Source organism: Rhizobium sp. SL42, assembly GCF_021729845.1.
In the GTDB taxonomy this organism is placed as follows: domain Bacteria; phylum Pseudomonadota; class Alphaproteobacteria; order Rhizobiales; family Rhizobiaceae; genus Allorhizobium.
The window spans coordinates 7,501-24,931 of sequence record NZ_CP063397.1 but is presented as its reverse complement, the minus strand read 5'-3'; the positions used below and the strand labels follow the sequence as shown (position 1 = coordinate 24,931).

The window sequence follows — 17,431 nt, the reverse complement described above, 5'->3', positions numbered from 1 at the left end:
CCTCAGCCGAGCCTTGTGCCCAGATCATCCATCAGCCGATCCCATGCTGCGATCGCGGGGTCAAGGGTTGTGGCCAGCGGTTCGAATTTCCTGCGGGCAATGGCGCGGGCAAGTTGGAATTGGGCCGTCTTGGCGCATTCGCTGATCTTCAGTGCTTCAGCAATCGCCGTGTCGTGACTGGTGGCATCGAGCCACTTTAGATGGCTGGCCAGCAGTTCGAAATTCGCGCCGAACTGGCGCAGCGTGTTGAACGCATATTTGTGGAAGTAGCCGAAGGGCTTTTCGGCAACGACCTCGACCTGTCTCGGGAAGACTTCAGCAAAAGCTGCAATCGGATTGGCATCCGGTCGGCGGATGAAGTGTCGTTTCAACAGGCGGCTTGCGACCTCGTGCTGATGGGCAATCGTGGCTGCCTGCCGGGGGAACTTGGCGAATTCGGTGTAAGGCAGGAACGGCAAGGCTCCTTCCGGCAGATCGTGTTGGAATACGCCGTCGAAATCCTCGCCTTGCAGGCGAAAAAAGCCGCCATTGTGGAAGTAGTCCATCGATCGGCCGACTAGATCCAGCCGGTTGATGCCGACGGTCGTCTTGCCATGCTCGTTGCGGTAGCCGACCCCTTGGGTGTCCGGCATGAAATAGCTGTCCATCTCGACCAGGCAGAGACGGCCACGCGCGATCTGCTCGCCAACATGGGTCTCGACGCTGTCGAAGATCGCCAATTCGGTGACGCGGATGTCGTAGAGCGCCTCGAGGTCTTCCAGCGGCACCTTGAAAAAGGTGAACTGGTCGCCTTCGAAGTCCTGAGTGAGCGTGAAGCCGAGCATCGCCTCTGGTGCCAGCCCCTGTGCAGCGAGCACCTCGATCCAAAGATCGACATAGCAATTGGTTTCGGGCCACATGCGCTCGCTCGAATGGAGCGCATGTCGTGCGTAGTTTGCCGGATCCAGCCCGGGAAAGACGGCTATCATGAATGGATCAGCCCCAGAGCGCCTTGCGAACGTTTTCGGGCCATTGATCCGTCTCCAGGCCATGCTGGGCAAAGAGCGCCAGAGCGATGCGCTCCAGACCGAAACCAACGCAGGCGGTGTGGGCGACCGAGCCGTCGGCAAGGTTGAGGCCCCATTTCGTGCCGAACGCGTCCTGATGGTAGTTGAAACTCATGCAGGCAGTCTTGTTGGTCTGCGAGGTGACGGGGATCAGCAGTTCGAATTTCAGGTTCTGGTCGCGCTGATTATTGGCGAGCAGGCGACCAGCCCTACCGAAGAACGGGTCGTTTGCGACGTCCAGTTCGACGTCCAGACCGACGGCCTTCATCATCTCGACGCCGCGATCCATCCAGGTCTGACGGAAGGTGGTGACATGGGCTTCCGTGCCCATGCACACATATTCGCGCATGCGGAACAGCTGCTGGCGGGCCGGATCCTTGGACGGCTCATGGCGGAAGCAGTAGGACTGCAGGTCGTAGAGACCGCCTTCTGCCGGCAATGGGCCGCGCTTGGCAATTGTCGGATACAGCGGATAGCATGCGGCCGGGGTGAGAGCGATATCGGTCGCCTTCTGTTCCTTGGCCCAGTCCTTGCCCTCTTCCATGCACTGGAGCAGGCTCAGATGGTCGTGGTCGTTGCCGCAGAAGGAGTGCACGGTGCCGGCGAGCTGCGGGAAGCTCTTCATGTAGCCGCTTTTTTCGAAATAGGCGCGGTTCATGCCCGGCGGGAAGCGGATGGCCTCGGCGCAGTCGCCGCCACCGAAGGTGTCGATCAGGCGCTCGAATGCGGCGATCACGTCTTCAAAGCGGCCGCTGCGGCCGTAGAGCCCATCAACACCCGTCTCTATCAGAAGACCGCTCTCGAAGAGACGGTCCAGAAAGCTTACCTGCATATCCATTTCCGTTACCCCAAAAGTCCGGTTTCTTGTTTGTGGACGAGAAGCATCGTCGACGTATTGCCGAGGATGCGGTCGTTGGAAATCATCAGCTCTGCCGAATGGGCATCGCGCAGGTGGCGGCCGAGGCTGAACGGCGTGCCATTCTTGTAGCCCATGATGCCGCAGATCCTCAGCGCCTGGTGGATGACCGGCAGGATCATCTCCGACGAGGCGATCTTGACGTTGTTCATCGCAACGGCGAAGCCCATCGAGGACAGCCGGTCGGGATCGCTCAGAGCCTGCTCATAGTTGCCGAGACCAGCCTTGATGTTCGAGCGAATGACCTGCAACTGGCTCGACATTTCCGCAAGCTGCACGAGGCCCGGAGGTGTCGTGCCGGGCGCCTTGCGGGCGGCGGCGCGGACGAATGTCTGGGCCTTTGTGAAGGCATCGACCGCGATGCCATACCAGAGAGCGCTCCACAGCAGATGCGAGCTTGCCAGCATCGATTGGGCAGCGATCTCCGCAAACGGCTTCGGCAGGATCTGTTCGGCAGGTGCCTCACCCTTAAAGAGGAAGCCGTCCGAGCAGGTGCCGCGCATGCCGAGCGTGTCCCAGACATGGGTCTGCTCAAGCGTATACTGGTCTTTCAGGAAGGCTGTCATGACCTGGTCGGTCGGCGGCGCATCCTTGTGGCTGCGCGAGGTGATCAGAATGGCATCGGCGTGCTTGCCGTAGGAAATGACGGTTGCATCCTTTTCCAGCCGGCAGCGATCGCCATCGACCTCGATCGCGCAAATGGAATTGCGCAAATTCCCGCCAATCCCGCCCTCGGTCGTCGCCGAGCCGAGCAGGAGTTGTTCGTTGCAGATCTTCTGCATGAAAGTACGATGCCATCCGGCGTCGACGCCATGGGAGACGAGGCTGGATACCTTGATCTGGTGCATGGCGAAGATCATCGCGCTGGCGGCGCAAGCCTGTGCGATGATGGTGCACAGTTCGGCGATCTCGGAAGTGCTGCGGCCCTCACCGCCACAGTCGACCGGGATCTGGATTCCCATCAGCCTTTCGGATTTCAGTGCATCGATGGCTTCGGCTGGAAAGCGTCCCGCCTTGTCGACTTCATCGGCATAGGCGGCGGCAATGGCTGCAACACGCGTGGCGCGAGCCTTGAGACTCTGGTCTGCCACCTTGGTGGAGAGGTCCATCAGGCGACCTTTCTATCCTCGAGGATCGATTGAACCGTTGTCTCGATCGCCGAGATACTGGCGAAGGACTTTCTGTTGAGAAGATGGTCGGGGAATTCCATGTCGAAGGTTTCTTCGAGGCCGAGCATCAGCTGTACGGAAGCAAAAGAGGAGAGGCCGACGGCATACAGGTCTGCACTGTCGGTGATGGTGTCCACTGCGACAGGCAGTCCACCAAGCTTGGCAAGAAGCGTGCGAATGGTCTCGTTCATCTATTTCCTCCATAGCGAATGCTCAAATCTATTGAGCGATTTCTTACAGAGGAAAGACGAAGGTTTCGCTAAGTGGTTTAGTAAAATTAGACTTACTTTCGGCGGTTGCACGCGCCAATTGCAGTTTTACCGGAAAAGGGTCCGGTTTCGCTTCTATATTTCGCGATATTCTTGTTCGTTCCCGTGCCGGTCCAAAATTGTGTATCGATCTGGCGCAGTTTCGTGCAGGGCGTTTTCGCCTGCGGCAACCTTGCCGAAGCCTCCGGGTAGATCGAGGATGTAGTGCGGTATGCAAAGGCCTGACACCTTGGATCGCAGCTCGCGCATGATGGCCTGGCCTTCGGAAATGGGCAGGCGGAAATGGCCCGTGCCCGGCGCCATGTCGGGATGATGGAGGTAATAGGGCTTGATGCGGGTTTCGACAAAGGCGCGCATCAGGGCCGCAAGGATGTCGGCGTTGTTGTTGATGCCCTTGAGCAGCACGCTCTGGCTGACCATGGCAAGACCCGCATCGATCAATCGGGCGCAAGCTGCGCGGACTTCCGAGGTCAGTTCGCGGGGATGATTGGAGTGCAGCGCGACATAAACCGTCTTCCCGCTGGCGTTCAGGGCGTCGATGAGTTCGGGGGTGATGCGTGCCGGATCCACGGCAGGGACCCGGGTGTGGATGCGGACCATCTTGACGTGTTCGATCGTCGAAAGCATGCGCATGACGTCGCGCAATCGACGCGGCGAGAGGATCAGCGGATCACCGCCGGTCAATATCACTTCCCAGATTTCGGAATGGGACCGGATGTAGTCGAGCGCAACAGCGAGTTGCTCCGGCGACATACTTCCATCCCCTTGCGGCCCGACCATTTCGCGGCGGAAGCAGAAACGGCAATAGACCGGACAGACATGCACCAGTTTGAGCAGTACCCGGTCCGGATAGCGGTGCACGATGCCTTCGACCGGGGAATGCGCATAGTCGCCGATCGGATCGGCGCGCTCGCCTTCGGTCTCGACGAGCTCGGCGGGTTGCGGAACATATTGTGCGGCGATCGGGTCGTTGGGATCATTCGGGTCAATCAAACCGGTGACGGTCGGCGTCAGCGCGATGGCATAGCGTGCAGCAACTTCTTCAAGCGCATCCGTCGCGTCGGCGGCAACAAGGCCCGCCGCTTTCAGGTCTTCGACACTGCGCAGCGATGTTTCAATCAAGGTGGGTCTCCGCGACGGGTGCCCAGATGACCTGTTCGATGCGCAAGGCGCCGGTTGCCAACATGACGAGGCGATCAAAGCCAAGCGCGATGCCGCAGGCTTCCGGCATGATGGCCAATGCGTCAAGGAAATCTTCGTCCAGCGGGTAGGTTTCGCCGTATACGCGCTGTTTTTCCTGCATTTCTGCTTCAAAGCGGCGACGCTGCTCGACCGGATCCGTCAATTCGCCAAAGGCATTGGCCAGTTCAACGCCGCAGGCATAAAGCTCGAAGCGTTCGGCGACGCGTGGATCGTCGGCGCAGGGGCGGGCAAGGGCGGCTTCAGCGACCGGATATCGGTCGAGAATGGTGGCGCGGCCGATGCCGAGCTTGGGTTCGATTTTCTCGACGATCACACGGCTGAACAGGTCTGCCCAGGTGTCGTCGTCGGCAATGCGGATACCGGCGAGGCGCATCTGATCCGCAAGGGCCCGCCTGTCGGTTTCACCGCTTGCCGAAATGGTGGCGAGCAGATCGATACCGGCATGGCGTTCGAACGCAGCCGCGACCGAAAGACGCTCGGGTTCGGCAAAAGGATCGACACTCATGCCGTTGTAGGTGAAGCTTGTGGTGCCGGTGGTCTTTGCCGCGAGTGTCAGGAGATCGCCGCAATCGGCCATCAGCGTTTCGTAGCTCTCCCCGACGCGGTACCATTCCAGCATGGTGAACTCTGGATGGTGGCGGGGGCCACGCTCCCGGTTTCTGTAGACATGGGCGAAGCAGGCTATGCGGGTCTCGCCCGCGGCCAGCAGTTTCTTGCAGGCAAACTCCGGCGACGTGTGCAGGTAAAGCGGCGCGGACGTTCCGTCATTGCCGATCGCGCTGGTCGCGAAAGCATGAAGATGCGCTTCATTGCCGGGAGAAACCTGCAGCGTTGCTGTGTCGACCTCGATGAAATCGTGCTCGGCAAAATGACTGCGGAATGCGGCCTGGATGCGGTTGCGGCCGAGCAGGAAAGGCCGCCTATCGGCATGGGCCGAGGGGGTCCACCACGCAGGCGACGAACGGCGACGGTCGGTCATTCCGGTTTCTCGGTCCTTATCTCAACACGGGCTGGCTATTTTGCCGAATTTAGGTTACGTGCGCCCAAGAAATTCGAAGACGTCACTACGGACGGCGGGTCGTCCTTTACGACGGGTCTATCGCAGATACAAGGAATTCCAATGGTCAAGGTTATCGCCTCTTCTGTCCGCAAGGGCAATGTCATCGACGTCGACGGCAAGCTTTACGTCGTTTTGACTGCCGAAAACTTCCACCCCGGCAAGGGCACACCCGTGACCCAGGTCAACATGCGCCGCATCGTCGATGGCGTGAAGGTGTCGGAACGCTGGCGCACGACAGAGCAGGTCGAGCGGGCTTTCGTCGAAGACGTCAACCACCAGTTCCTGTACGAAGACGGTGAAGGCTTCCACTTCATGAATCCGGAAAACTACGACCAGGTTGTCGTCGATGCGGAAACCATGGGTGACCAGAAGGCCTATCTGCAGGAAGGCATGGTCTGCATTCTGTCGATGCACGAAGGCATCGCCCTCGCGCTGCAACTGCCGCGCCACGTAACGCTCGAAATCACCGAGACCGAACCGGTCGTCAAGGGCCAGACGGCGTCTTCGTCCTACAAGCCGGCCATGCTGTCGAACGGCATCCGCACCAGCGTACCGCCGCATATCGACGCAGGTACCCGCGTCGTCATCGCGACGGAAGACAATTCCTACGTCGAGCGCGCCAAGAACTGATTTCGGTTCAACGAGCCTGAATTAAAAAACCCGGCGTCCTGGACGCCGGGTTTTTTCGTTTCGATGCATCCCGCTTCTGTTCGAAGCTGGATCGGTTGACATCAATTGATGCCGCCGAGGCACATGTACTTGATCTCGGTATAGTCATCGGTGCCGTATTTCGAGCCTTCGCGGCCGAGACCGGACTGCTTGATGCCGCCGAAGGGTGCTGTCTCGGTGGAGATCAGGCCAGTATTGATGCCGACCATGCCATATTCCAGGGCTTCGGCGACGCGGAAGATCTTGGCCATGTCCTTGGAATAGAAATAGGAGGCAAGGCCGAACTCGGTTGCGTTGGCCAGTTCAATGACTTCCTCTTCGGTATCGAACCTGAACAGCGGTGCGACAGGACCGAAGGTTTCCTCGGTCGCGACCTTCATGTCGGTCGTGACGCCGGTCAGGATCGTCGGTTCGAAGAAAAGATCACCTGCCGCCGAGCTTTTCCCGCCGAGCGCGACCTTGGCGCCCTTGGAGACGGCGTCAGCGACGTGTTCCTTGACCTTCTTGATCGCATTGCTGTCGATCAGCGGACCGGTCGTCACGCCTTCGGCGAAGCCGTCGCCGACCTTCAGCTGGTTGACCTTCTCCGCGAGCTTGGCGGCGAAGGCATCGTAGACGCCTGCCTGCACGTAGAGGCGGTTGGCACAGACGCAGGTCTGGCCGGCATTGCGATACTTGGAGATCATCGCGCCTTCGACGGCCGCATCGAGGTCGGCGTCGTCGAAGACGATGAAGGGTGCATTGCCGCCAAGTTCCAATCCCAGCTTCATGATCTGATCCGCACCCTGGCGCATCAGGATCCGGCCGACATTGGTCGAACCCGTGAAGGTCAGCTTGCGGACCTTGTCATTGGCGCAGAATTCCTGACCGACCATTGCGGCATCCGTGGAGGTCAGCACCGAGAACAGGCCGCCGGGCAGGCCGGCACGCTCGGCGAGAATGGCGATGGCCAAAGCCGAAAGCGGCGTTTGGGCAGCCGGTTTGGAGACCATGGCACAGCCGACCGCGAGCGCCGGTGCGACCTTGCGGGCCAGCATGGCGTTGGGGAAGTTCCACGGCGTGATGGCGCCGACGACACCGACGGGCTGCTTGACCACCAGAATGCGCTTGTCAGGCTGATGGCCGGGGATGACGTCGCCATAGACTCGCTTGGCTTCCTCGGCGAACCATTCGACGTAAGATGCGCCGTACAGGATTTCGCCGCGGGCCTCCGGCCATGGCTTGCCCATCTCCATGGTCAGGATCGTGGCGAGGTCGTCTGCATTGGCAACCATCAGGTCATTGAGCTTCCTGAGGACGGCAGCACGTTCCTTGCCGGTTTTTTTCGCCCATGCCTTCTGGGCGCTATGGGCGGCATCAATGGCCTTGACCACCTCGGTCTTGCCGAGATTGGGCAGCGTGGCGACAATTTCGCCGGTTGCCGGGTTGGTGACGTCGAAAGTCTTGCCGTCCGATGCCTTGGCGACCCATTCGGCGCCGACAAGCGCCTTGTCGGTGACCAGGGTCGGGTCTTTCAGTTTTGAGGTCAGGAGGTTCGAAATGGTCATGCCTTTGCCTCCGCCGCGACGGCGCGGATCGATGCTTCGATGATGTCGAGCGCTTCGTTGAACACCTCGTCCTGTATGGTGATCGGCGCAAGGAAGCGCACCACATTGCTGTAGACGCCGCATGTGAGAAGGATGAGGCCCTTGTCCAGCGCCTTCAGGCGTACGGCATTGGTAAAATCGGCATCCGGCTTGTGCGAGTTCGGCAGGCCGAACTCAACCGCATTCATGAAGCCGAGGCCGCGGATGTCCATGATTTGCGGAATGTCGCCGCGCAGGCTTTCAAGGCGCTGCTTGAGGCGGTTGCCGAGTTGGTTGGCGCGGTCGCAGAGTTTTTCTTCCTCGATGACGTCCAGAACTGCGTGGGCGGCGGCGATCGCCAATGGATTGCCGGCATAGGTGCCACCAAGGCCGCCGGGGCCGGGCGCGTCCATCAGTTCGGCGCGGCCGGTGACTGCCGAGAGCGGGAAGCCGCCGGCCAAGCTTTTCGCCATCGTGGTCAGGTCCGGGACGACGTCATAGTGGTCCATGGCGAACATCTTGCCGGTTCGCGCGAAACCGGTCTGGACCTCGTCCGCCACCAGCAGAATACCATGCTGGTCGCAGATCTCGCGCAATGCCTTCATCAGCGAGCGTGGAACTTCATAGAAGCCACCTTCGCCCTGAACGGGTTCCAGAATGATCGCCGCAACGCGCTTGGGATCGACATCGGCCTTGAACAGCTTGTCGAGGACATCGAGCGAGGTTTCGACATCGATGCCGTGCAGTTCAAGCGGGAAGGGGACGTGGTAGACGTCGCCCATCATCGGGCCGAAGCCAACCTTGTAGGGGACGACCTTGCCGGTCAGCGACATGCCGAGGAAGGTGCGGCCGTGGAAACCGCCGGTAAATGCGATGACTGCGGAGCGGTTGGTGGCGCAACGGGCGATCTTGATGGCGTTTTCTACCGCTTCGGCGCCGGTGGTGGCGAAAATGGTCTTCTTCTCGAAGTTGCCCGGTGTCAGCTTGTTCAGGCGCTCGGCCAGCGCGACGTAGTTTTCGTATGGCACGACCTGATGGCAGGTGTGGGTGAAGCGGTCGAGTTGCTTCTTGACCGCCTCGATCACCTTCGGATGACGATGACCAGTGTTGAGCACGGCGATGCCACCGGCGAAGTCGATATAGCGGTTGCCTTCAACGTCCCAGATCTCCGAGTTCTCGGCCTTGTCGGCATAGATCTGCGTCGTCATGCCAACACCGCGCGAGATGGCGTCGTTCTTGCGCGCTGAAATTTCGGAATTCTTCATCGTAAAGGTCCTCTCTGGATGGGCCATCGGCGTCGGTTCTTCGGTCCGATCATTGCTCTTGCATATTTCCTACATTTTTTCTGTAGACTTGCAATATGGTTTGCCGCAATTATTACCGGGCGCAGTGACGTCGTGCGGTAGGACCTGAACTCATGGATGATATCCGTTTCAAGATTGCTGAGGCCGCGAGGATGGCAGGCGTATCGCCGTCAACTTTGCGGCTTTGGGAAACGCAGGATCTGATCCAGCCGATCCGCACGCCGAAAGGCCAGCGGCTTTACGATCGCGCACTGGTGGACCGGTTGAAGACAATTTCCTGGCTGCGGAGCGAAAAGGGACTGAATCCGGCTGCAATCCGGGAGAGCTTGCGCGGCGAGGCTGTCGCGGTGGAACCCGAGATCACATCATTCGAGCCGGAAGATGCCGGCGATCCCGCCAGTTTTCCTGTTGGCCTGAAGATTCGCCGCTTGCGCCGAGAAGCCGGCAAGACCCTGGAGGCCGTCGCGCAGAAAACCGGCGTGTCGGTGTCGCAGCTTTCAACATTCGAGCGCACCTCGCAAGGGCTGTCCTTCACGGCCTTGCATGAGGTCGCCAGCTGTCTTGGCACCACCGTCGCGTCCCTGAGTGGCCAGGAGCAGGGGCAGGGAGGCGAATCGCTCATTCGGGACGGAAAGTGGCCATCCTGGCCTGCAACGTCATCCGGCGTTGCCATCCAGGTGCTGGCCGAGGGACGCAACCAGATGGAGTGCAATCGCTTCCAGCTTGCGCCTGGCGCGTCAAGCGAAGGAGCTTATCAGCACGCCGGCGAAGAATTCATCCACATGCTGTCGGGCAGCCTGGAAATCATCCTGGATGGAGACTGCTTCTTCGAACTGCATGCCGGCGACAGCTTCTATTTCGAAAGCCGCAGGCCGCATTCCTGGCGCAACACGGCAAGCAGCGAGACGGTTCTGATCTGGATCAATACACCCGCGACATTCTGATCGGATGCTTCTGTTGCCATTTGGCACATAAAAAAAGCCCGGCTGCCATTTCTGGCGCCGGGCTTTTTCGGATGCATGTCTATTACATCGTCTTGGCGGTTTTCGCGTCGAAGGCGTAGCCGCCGCCGATCGCAACGTTCAAGTTGACATAGTCGGTGGCCATCTGCTGGACGGCGGCTGCCAGATTTGCGCGGGCGCTATCGACCGAGCGCTGAGCGTCGAGAACGTCGAGCAGCGACGATGCGCCATCACGGTAGCTTGCCGTCGAGAGGGACAGGGCTTCCTGGTAAGAATTCACCGTCGCGTTGAGTGCGGACACCGTCCGGCGCGTACGGCTGATCGAAGCCAGGGCATTTTCCACGTCTTCAACGGCCGAGAGTACGGTCTGCTTCCAGGCCAGATACTGTTCGCGGGCCGAAGAGTTGGCAATGTCGACATTGGCCTTCAGGCGGCCGCCGTCGAAGATCGGCAGGGTCAGGCTCGGGCCGAAGGACCAGGGGGTGACGCCGCCGCTTGCCGCGCTGGTGGCGATGATGCTGGACGAGATCGTGCCGCTGAGGGAGATCGACGGATAAAGCTGTGCCTCCGCGACGCCGATCTGGGCAACGGCTGCGGCCAGATTGCGTTCTGCGGCGCGGATGTCCGGACGATTGCGAACCAGGTCGGCCGGGACGCCGGCGCTGACACTGCGACGTGCGTAAGGCTGCGATGCACCCTTCTGCAGATCGGCGACCAGCGAAGATGCCGGAAGACCAAGCAGCAGGGCGATGCGATGTGCCGATGCGCGGAAGCTTGTTTCGAGGCCCGGGATTTCAGACAGGGTCGAATTCACCAGACCTTCGGACTGAACAACATCGAGACGCGATGCAGCGCCTGCCTCAAGCTGAAGCTTGGTCAGGTCCAGCGTTTCGCGGCGGGACGCCAGGCTCTTTTTGGCAATGGCGATTCGCTCCTGGAAGAAGCGGGCATCGATATAGGCTGTGGCAATGCTGGAAAGATATGTCAGGCGAGCAACGTCGGCGCTGGCGTAGGCTGCATCGAGTGTTGCCTTGGAGCTTTCCTTGGTCCGGCGATACTGGCCGAACAGGTCAAGCACCCAGGAAGCGCTCAAGCCGCCGGAGCTGGTCGATGTTGTGGCCTGCGATTGGCCGGAATAGGCACCGCGGCCTGTCTGACGCGAGGTTTCCTGCGACGCGGACAGGTCAAGCCGGGGCTTGGCGCTCGCATCGGCGGCAAGGTAGCTCGCTTCGGCGGCGGTAATGCGTTCAAGGGCCTGGAGCACATCGAGGTTCTGGTTCATGCCCTGCTCGACCAGCGAATTCAACCTTGGATCGTTGAATGCGGTCCACCAGGCAACGGTCGACACGTCGCCATTCGCTTCTTTGCCGCCTTCGGCAAACTTGCCCGGCAACGGGGTCTCTGGCGCGGTGTGATCAGGACCGGTCACGCAGCCGGAAAGTAGAAGCATCGCGAGGGGAGCGGCTATGCGAATAGAACCCATCATCTTTTCCTAGATCTTTCACCCAAGTTACGGACCGCAGCCTGATTCGTTCATGAGAGCGCGGTTGCGTGAATTTATGCTTAATTATTATGTCGGCTTTCCCCGAAAGCCGACACAATGTTTCCTTAACCTATCAACACAGAGATCAAGATGACAGGGGGGGCGTGCGTTTTTCCCTGCTGGAAAGCTTGCGAATGATGACAAAGAACGATGGCACGAAGAAAATTCCGAGTGCCGTCGCAGTCAGCATGCCGCCAAGTACGCCAATACCGATCGAATTCTGCGCTGCCGAACCGGCACCCGTTGCGATTGCAAGTGGCACAACCCCAAGAATGAAGGCCAGCGATGTCATGATGATCGGGCGCAGACGAAGCTTTGCGGCTTCGAGTGTCGCTTCGATCAGGCCAACACCCGCCGCTTGCCTGTCCTTGGCAAATTCCACGATGAGAATCGCGTTCTTTGCCGCAAGGCCGATCGTCGTCAGCAGGCCCACCTTGAAGTAGACGTCGTTCGACTGGCCGAACAGTGAAGCGGCAGCTACGGCGCCGAGAACGCCGACCGGCACAGCCATGATGACCGAGAACGGGATTGACCAGCTTTCGTAGAGGGCTGCCAGGCATAGGAAGACGATCAGTACCGAAAGGGCATAGAGCATCGGTGCCTGAGATCCCGACAGACGTTCCTGGTAGGAAATGCCCTGCCAGGCCACGGTATAGCCGCCGCCAAGTTCGGCGGTCAGCTGTTCCATTGTGTCCATCGCGGTGCCCGAGCTGACACCCGCACCGGCCGCGCCCTCGAGCGAGATTGCGCCGATCCCGTTGTAACGGTCGAGGTTCGGTGCGCCGGTGATCCATTGCAGGTTGGTGAAGGCCGAGAAGGGGACCATCTCGCCGGTGCCGTTGCGGGCAAACCATTCGTTGATGGAATCCGAGCGCATGCGATAGGGCGCGTCACCCTGAACGATCACCGGCTTCAGCTCGCTGTTGAGCGTGAAGTCGTTGACATCGCGTCCGGCAAAGATCGTCGACAGCATCGAATTGACGGTGGCGAGATCGAGCCCCATCGCTCCCATCTTTTCCTGGTCGAGGAGGATCTTCAGCTGGCTTTCGGACGGCGGGCTGTTGGAACGCAGCGAGCTGACATTCGCATTGCTTCCGCCGGCCTGGATCAGTTTCTGGGACGCTGCCGTCAGGGCTTCGGTACCATTCTTGCCGCTGTCGACGAGATACATAGAGAAGCCGCTCGAATTGCCGAGACCCGGAATCGCCGGAGGCTGCAACGGGAAGACCATCGCGTCACGCAGGGTGAAGAAATAGCCCATCGCGCGCTGGACCACTGCAGACGCAGCCTGGTCCGGCGACTTTCTCAGGTCGAAGTCCTTCAGCTTGGCGAAGACCATCGCGTAGTTCTGGCCCGAGCCGGTAAAGCTGAAGCCGGATACCGCGAACACGTCCTGGATCGAGTCCTTTTCCTTCTCCAGATAGAAGTCCTCGATCTTCTTGATGACTTCTTCCGTCCGCGCAGTTGTGGCGCCGTTCGGAAGCTGGACAATCGTCATCAGCACGCCCTGGTCTTCCTGTGGCAGGAAGGAGGTCGGCATGCGGATGAAGAACCAGGCGCACCCGGCGATGACGACAGCAAACATCAGCATCACGCGCATTGGGCGCTTCAAGAGATAAGCGATCGACGAAACATAGCTGTTGGTCGTCTTTTCGAAGTTGCGGTTGAACCAGCCGGCCAAACCGCGCTTTTCCGCCGTGTGGTCGATTGGCTTCAGCATCGTGGCGCAGAGTGCCGGCGTCAGCACGATGGCAACGAGTGCCGACAGCAGCATTGCCGATATGATGGTCACCGAGAACTGGCGATAGATGATACCGGTCGAACCGCCGAAGAACGCCATCGGGATGAAGACCGCGGTGAGCACCAGCGCGATGCCGACGATGGCACCGGTGATTTCACCCATGGACTTCTCGGTCGCTTCAAGCGGCGACAAGCCTTCTTCCGACATGATGCGTTCGACGTTTTCGACGACGACGATCGCGTCGTCGACGAGAAGGCCGATGGCCAGCACCATGGCAAACATCGTCAATGTGTTGATCGAGTAGCCCGTCAACGCGAGGATGCCGAAGGTTCCCAGCAAAACGACAGGTACCGCAATCATCGGAATGATCGTTGCGCGCAGGTTCTGCAGGAAGATCAGCAACACGAAGAACACCAGCACGATCGCTTCGATCAGCGTGTGGACAACCTTCTCGATCGAAAGCTGAACAAATGGCGTCGTGTCGTAGGGGTAGGTGATGACGACATTTTCAGGCAGGCTGGCAGTTACCGCACCCAGGGCAGCCTTGACGCGGGCAGCTGTGTCGAGGGCATTCGCGCCGGTAGCTAGGTTCACGGCAAAGCCGGTTGCCGGCTTGCGGTTGGAGCGGGTGTTCGTCGAATATTCTTCCTGGCCGATCTCGATACGCGAGACATCGCTGAGGCGGACGGTTGCGCCGTCGGTTTCAACCTTGAGAATGATCGATTCAAAATCGGCAACCGTCTGCAACTGGCTCTGCGCCGTGACCGTGACATTCAGCTGCTGACCCTGAGCGACCGGCTGGCCGCCGATCGAGCCGACGGATACCTGGGTATTCTGGGCCTCGATGGCGGACGTGATGTCGCTTGGCGTCAGCTGGAACTTGTTGAGCTTGAGCGGGTCAAGCCAGACGCGCATGGCGTAGCCGGTGCCGAAGATCTGGATGCTGCCGACGCCTTCCAGCCGCTTGATCTGGTCCTCGATCTGGCTGGTGAAGATATCGCCGAGTTCAACCGGGCTGCGCTTGCCGTCGGTCGACACGAGCGCGCCAACCAGCAGAATGCTGGAAGTCGACCGGGTGACCGAAAGCCCCGTCGTCTGAACCACATCCGGCAGCTGCGACTGCACGAGTTGCAGCTTGTTCTGCACCTGGACCTGGGCGATGTCCGGGTCGATGGTGTTGCCGAAGGTCAGCGTGACGGTTGCGGATCCAGTGCTCGATGACGAGGTCATGTAGGTGAGATCATCAAGGCCGGTCATGCCGTCCTCGATGATGGATGTCACCGACTTTTCAACTGTTTCGGCGCTGGCGCCGGTATAGGTTGCGGAAATGCGAACCGTCGTCGGCGCGATTTCCGGATATTGGGCGATCGACAATGTCGAGATCGCCAAAGCGCCTCCCAACATGATGATGATCGCGATCACCCATGCAAAGATCGGGCGACGGATGAAATACTTGGCCATTGGTTATCCCTTAACGCCTGTTGTGCCTAGCCGGAGCGCGATTACGGTTGCGCTGCAGGGGCGGCGGCGGGCGCCGCGGTTTCAACGACGAATCCCTGATCATTGATTGTGGCTTCGACCGGCTGGACAGGCGCGCCGTCACCGATCCACTGGAAACCGTCCACGATCAGCTTGTCGCCGTCCTTGATGCCGGAAGCCACCAGCCAATTGTTGCCGGAGATCTGGCTGTCAGCGAAGGTGCGGGTTTCGACCTTGTTCTCGGCGGTGACGAATTTCGCGTTCAGTTCGCCCTGGGCGTTGCGGGTGGCGGCGCGCTGGGGAATGAGGAAGCCGTTTTCTGTGCCAACCGTGACCGTGGCGCGGACATACATGCCGGGCAGGATGAGGTTGTCCGGATTGTCGAACACTGCACGGATGGAGAAGGTACCGGTCGTCTGGCTGACCGCCATTTCCGACATGTCGAGCTTGCCGACGATCGGATACTGCTGACCATCTTCCAGCGTGAGGCGGATATCGGCCCTCTGGTCGCCCGACTGATCGACGCGGCCTGCCTTGATGGCTTCGCGCAGGCGCAGGAGATTGACGCTGGATTCGGTCAATTCAATGTAGATCGGGTCGAGGCGACGCAAAGTCGTCAGGGCATCTGTCTGGTTGGCCGTCACAACGTTGCCGATGGAGAAGGCCGATACGTTCGTGACACCTTCGAAAGGAGCACGGATCTCGGTCAGGTTGAGATTGATTTCGGCGGCGCGCAGGGCGGCTTTCGCCTGGGCCACATCGGCCTGGGCCTGCAGAAGCGTTACGCGGGCATTTTCAAGCTCGACCTGCGTTGCACCGCTGTTGACCAGGCGTTCCTGACGGGCCAGGTTCGACTGTGCGGTCGGTACGCTGGCTTCGGCCTTTTCAAGGCTTGCCTGGGCCTGGGCGACTTCCGCGCGATAGCTGTCGTCTTCAATCTTGAAGAGCAGGTCGCCGGCCTTGACTTCGCTGCCTTCCTTGAAGGCGATTTCCTTGATCACGCCGCTGACACGCGGGCGGATTTCCGCAGTCTGGAAAGCGGAGGCGCGGCCGGGCAGGGTGGATGTCAGGGGATGAGGCGCCTGCTTCATCAGCACCACGCTGACCGGTGACGGTGGCTTTTCGCCGCCGGGTGCGCCCGCGGCATTCTGTTCTGTGCCGGAATCGCTGCAGCTGGCAAGCGCCGCCGCGCAGAGTACGAGGACGGATGTGAGCTTAAGACGTCGTGTCATAGGGGGTTCCAAAGCGAGAATGACGAAAGGCATCTTGCGAAGCAAATCCCATGCCCATTCCGGAGCCTTGAGAGCTGCTACGCCCGATGCCGCGACTGCCGCCCCGTCCCAAGGGCAGCAAATGTGAAGTGACGTATGTTAAGTTTCATCACTTGGCAAGAGGTGAGCGCAAGGCGATGTCAATAAGATTGACGACTTCCTTACACCGTGTTGCCAATTTATCGGCATTTTCCATCCCGAGCATGACAGGGTGGATCACACATGCGAGAGCATCAAACGTGGCGCCGGCATACCGGTGAATGTCCGTGACATGGTACAGGCCTTGGCTTTTGCCGGCGCGAATGATCTCGGCGATTGTCTCGACCACCATTTCGCGGAAGCGCTCGCCGCAATCTAGTTCTTCCCGGATGGTCACCTGGATCATCTCGAAGACGAAGGGTGCGTCTTTCTGGTCAGCAAGATGCTCGTCCATCAGGTGACGGGCAAGCTCATAGAGCCGAACGGGGGCGGGCTTGTTTTGATCAAGGACCTTCAGTTCATTGATGGTTTCCTGGATCGCGCGGGTTGCAATCGCGTCCACCAGGCTTGCCTTTGTGCGAAAATGCTTGAAGACATTGGCCGGCGACATCGACAGTTCTGCTGCGATGTCGGCGATCGTGACGCTGGCATAACCATGTAGGCGAAACAGGTTTTCGGCCATGTTCAGAATATCTTCGCGCGTTTCCTCTGCAGGTCGGCGCGAACGGCGCGGCGCTGGGTGCCGCTCAGGCATAGCCTGAGCAGAACTGTTCTTCATGCATTTGTCGAAGCCTGATGACACGATTGCTCATATCTCCGGAAAGTAGCTGGCAAGATTTTCACGGACCCGATCCTTCGGTGTCGCGCCGCGATCGTCGGGGACAAATGTCTGTCCTGTGATCGCTTCATAGGCTTTTATATAGACCCTCGACGTATCTTCGACCAGCGCCTGCGGAATTTCGGGGATTTTGTCCTTGTAGGGATCGCAGCGTTCCGCAACCCAGGCGCGGACGAAATCCTTGTCAAAGCTTGCCGGCCGGGTGCCGTCTTCAAAGGCTTGCTGATAGCTGTCGGCGATCCAGTAACGGCTGCTGTCGGGCGTGTGAATTTCATCCGCAAGGATGATGGTGCCATTCTCGTCGGTGCCAAATTCGTATTTGGTATCGACCAGGATCAGGCCCCTGGCGGCTGCGAGCTTCTGGCCCCTGGCAAAAAGCGCCAGCGCATATTGTGAGAGCGTCTGCCACTGTTCGAC

General features: G+C 59.7%; 15 protein-coding genes (1 of these 15 cut by a window edge). 2 read left to right on the top strand and 13 right to left on the bottom strand.

The window, feature by feature from the left end; genetic code table 11:
• Window positions 1-2: 2 nt before the first annotated feature.
• The 6 genes from IM739_RS00110 to epmA form a co-directional block, all read right to left on the bottom strand.
• Window positions 3-968: a DUF1839 family protein gene (locus IM739_RS00110; RefSeq protein ID WP_237369263.1), complete on the bottom strand. Its 966-nt coding sequence runs from the start codon at window positions 966-968 to the stop codon at window positions 3-5.
• Window positions 969-975: 7 nt separating this feature from the next.
• Window positions 976-1,884 carry an amino acid--[acyl-carrier-protein] ligase gene (locus IM739_RS00105; protein WP_237369262.1) on the bottom strand — a complete coding sequence of 303 codons (909 nt, stop codon included), beginning with the start codon at window positions 1,882-1,884 and terminating at the stop codon, window positions 976-978.
• Between the two features lie 5 nt (window positions 1,885-1,889).
• The gene (locus IM739_RS00100) at window positions 1,890-3,071 is read right to left on the bottom strand and encodes an acyl-CoA dehydrogenase family protein (protein WP_237369261.1); all 1,182 of its coding nucleotides are present in this window, start codon (window positions 3,069-3,071) and stop codon (window positions 1,890-1,892) included.
• Window positions 3,071-3,322: an acyl carrier protein gene (locus IM739_RS00095; protein WP_237369260.1), complete on the bottom strand. Its 252-nt coding sequence runs from the start codon at window positions 3,320-3,322 to the stop codon at window positions 3,071-3,073. Before IM739_RS00095 ends, IM739_RS00100 begins: the two co-directional genes overlap by 1 nt.
• 153 nt (window positions 3,323-3,475) lie before the next feature.
• The gene (locus IM739_RS00090) at window positions 3,476-4,522 is read right to left on the bottom strand and encodes a lysine-2,3-aminomutase-like protein (protein WP_237369259.1); all 1,047 of its coding nucleotides are present in this window, start codon (window positions 4,520-4,522) and stop codon (window positions 3,476-3,478) included.
• Entirely contained in the window at window positions 4,515-5,582 is a 1,068-nt protein-coding gene (gene epmA / locus IM739_RS00085; RefSeq protein WP_237369258.1) for an EF-P lysine aminoacylase EpmA, read from the bottom strand. Before epmA ends, IM739_RS00090 begins: the two co-directional genes overlap by 8 nt.
• Window positions 5,583-5,723: 141 nt before the next feature.
• Between epmA and efp the strand changes: the two genes are divergently transcribed.
• Window positions 5,724-6,293, top strand: a complete 570-nt coding sequence (gene efp, locus IM739_RS00080) for an elongation factor P (protein WP_237369257.1) — start codon at window positions 5,724-5,726, stop codon at window positions 6,291-6,293.
• A 101-nt stretch (window positions 6,294-6,394) separates the two neighbouring features.
• On the opposite strand, the gene IM739_RS00075 is transcribed toward efp, so the two are convergent.
• A complete protein-coding gene (locus tag IM739_RS00075; RefSeq protein ID WP_237369255.1) occupies window positions 6,395-7,879 on the bottom strand; it encodes an NAD-dependent succinate-semialdehyde dehydrogenase in 1,485 nt (494 codons plus the stop codon).
• On the bottom strand, window positions 7,876-9,162 hold the full coding sequence (locus IM739_RS00070) for a 4-aminobutyrate--2-oxoglutarate transaminase (protein WP_237369254.1): 1,287 nt from the start codon (window positions 9,160-9,162) through the stop codon (window positions 7,876-7,878). The genes IM739_RS00075 and IM739_RS00070 overlap by 4 nt, the downstream gene beginning before the upstream one ends.
• Before the next feature lie 152 nt (window positions 9,163-9,314).
• Here IM739_RS00070 and IM739_RS00065 point away from each other — a divergent pair, with 152 nt between their 5' ends.
• A complete protein-coding gene (locus IM739_RS00065; RefSeq protein ID WP_237369253.1) occupies window positions 9,315-10,145 on the top strand; it encodes a MerR family transcriptional regulator in 831 nt (276 codons plus the stop codon).
• An 82-nt stretch (window positions 10,146-10,227) separates the two neighbouring features.
• On the opposite strand, the gene IM739_RS00060 is transcribed toward IM739_RS00065, so the two are convergent.
• The 5 genes from IM739_RS00060 to IM739_RS00040 all read right to left on the bottom strand — a co-directional run.
• Complete coding sequence (locus tag IM739_RS00060) at window positions 10,228-11,646, bottom strand: efflux transporter outer membrane subunit (RefSeq protein ID WP_237370922.1); 1,419 nt, start codon at window positions 11,644-11,646, stop codon at window positions 10,228-10,230.
• A 145-nt stretch (window positions 11,647-11,791) separates the two neighbouring features.
• The gene (locus IM739_RS00055) at window positions 11,792-14,908 is read right to left on the bottom strand and encodes an efflux RND transporter permease subunit (protein ID WP_237369252.1); all 3,117 of its coding nucleotides are present in this window, start codon (window positions 14,906-14,908) and stop codon (window positions 11,792-11,794) included.
• 41 nt (window positions 14,909-14,949) lie between these two features.
• Window positions 14,950-16,158, bottom strand: coding sequence for an efflux RND transporter periplasmic adaptor subunit (locus tag IM739_RS00050; RefSeq protein WP_237369251.1), 1,209 nt, complete (start codon window positions 16,156-16,158; stop codon window positions 14,950-14,952).
• Between the two features lie 148 nt (window positions 16,159-16,306).
• Window positions 16,307-16,858, bottom strand: coding sequence for a TetR/AcrR family transcriptional regulator (locus tag IM739_RS00045; protein ID WP_237369250.1), 552 nt, complete (start codon window positions 16,856-16,858; stop codon window positions 16,307-16,309).
• A 126-nt stretch (window positions 16,859-16,984) separates the two neighbouring features.
• On the bottom strand, window positions 16,985-17,431 hold the 3' end of the coding sequence (locus IM739_RS00040; RefSeq protein ID WP_237369249.1) for a phosphoribosylaminoimidazolesuccinocarboxamide synthase. The gene runs 504 nt beyond the window's last position; 447 of the gene's 951 nt are visible here — the last part of the coding sequence; its start codon lies off the right edge, out of view; it ends in the stop codon at window positions 16,985-16,987.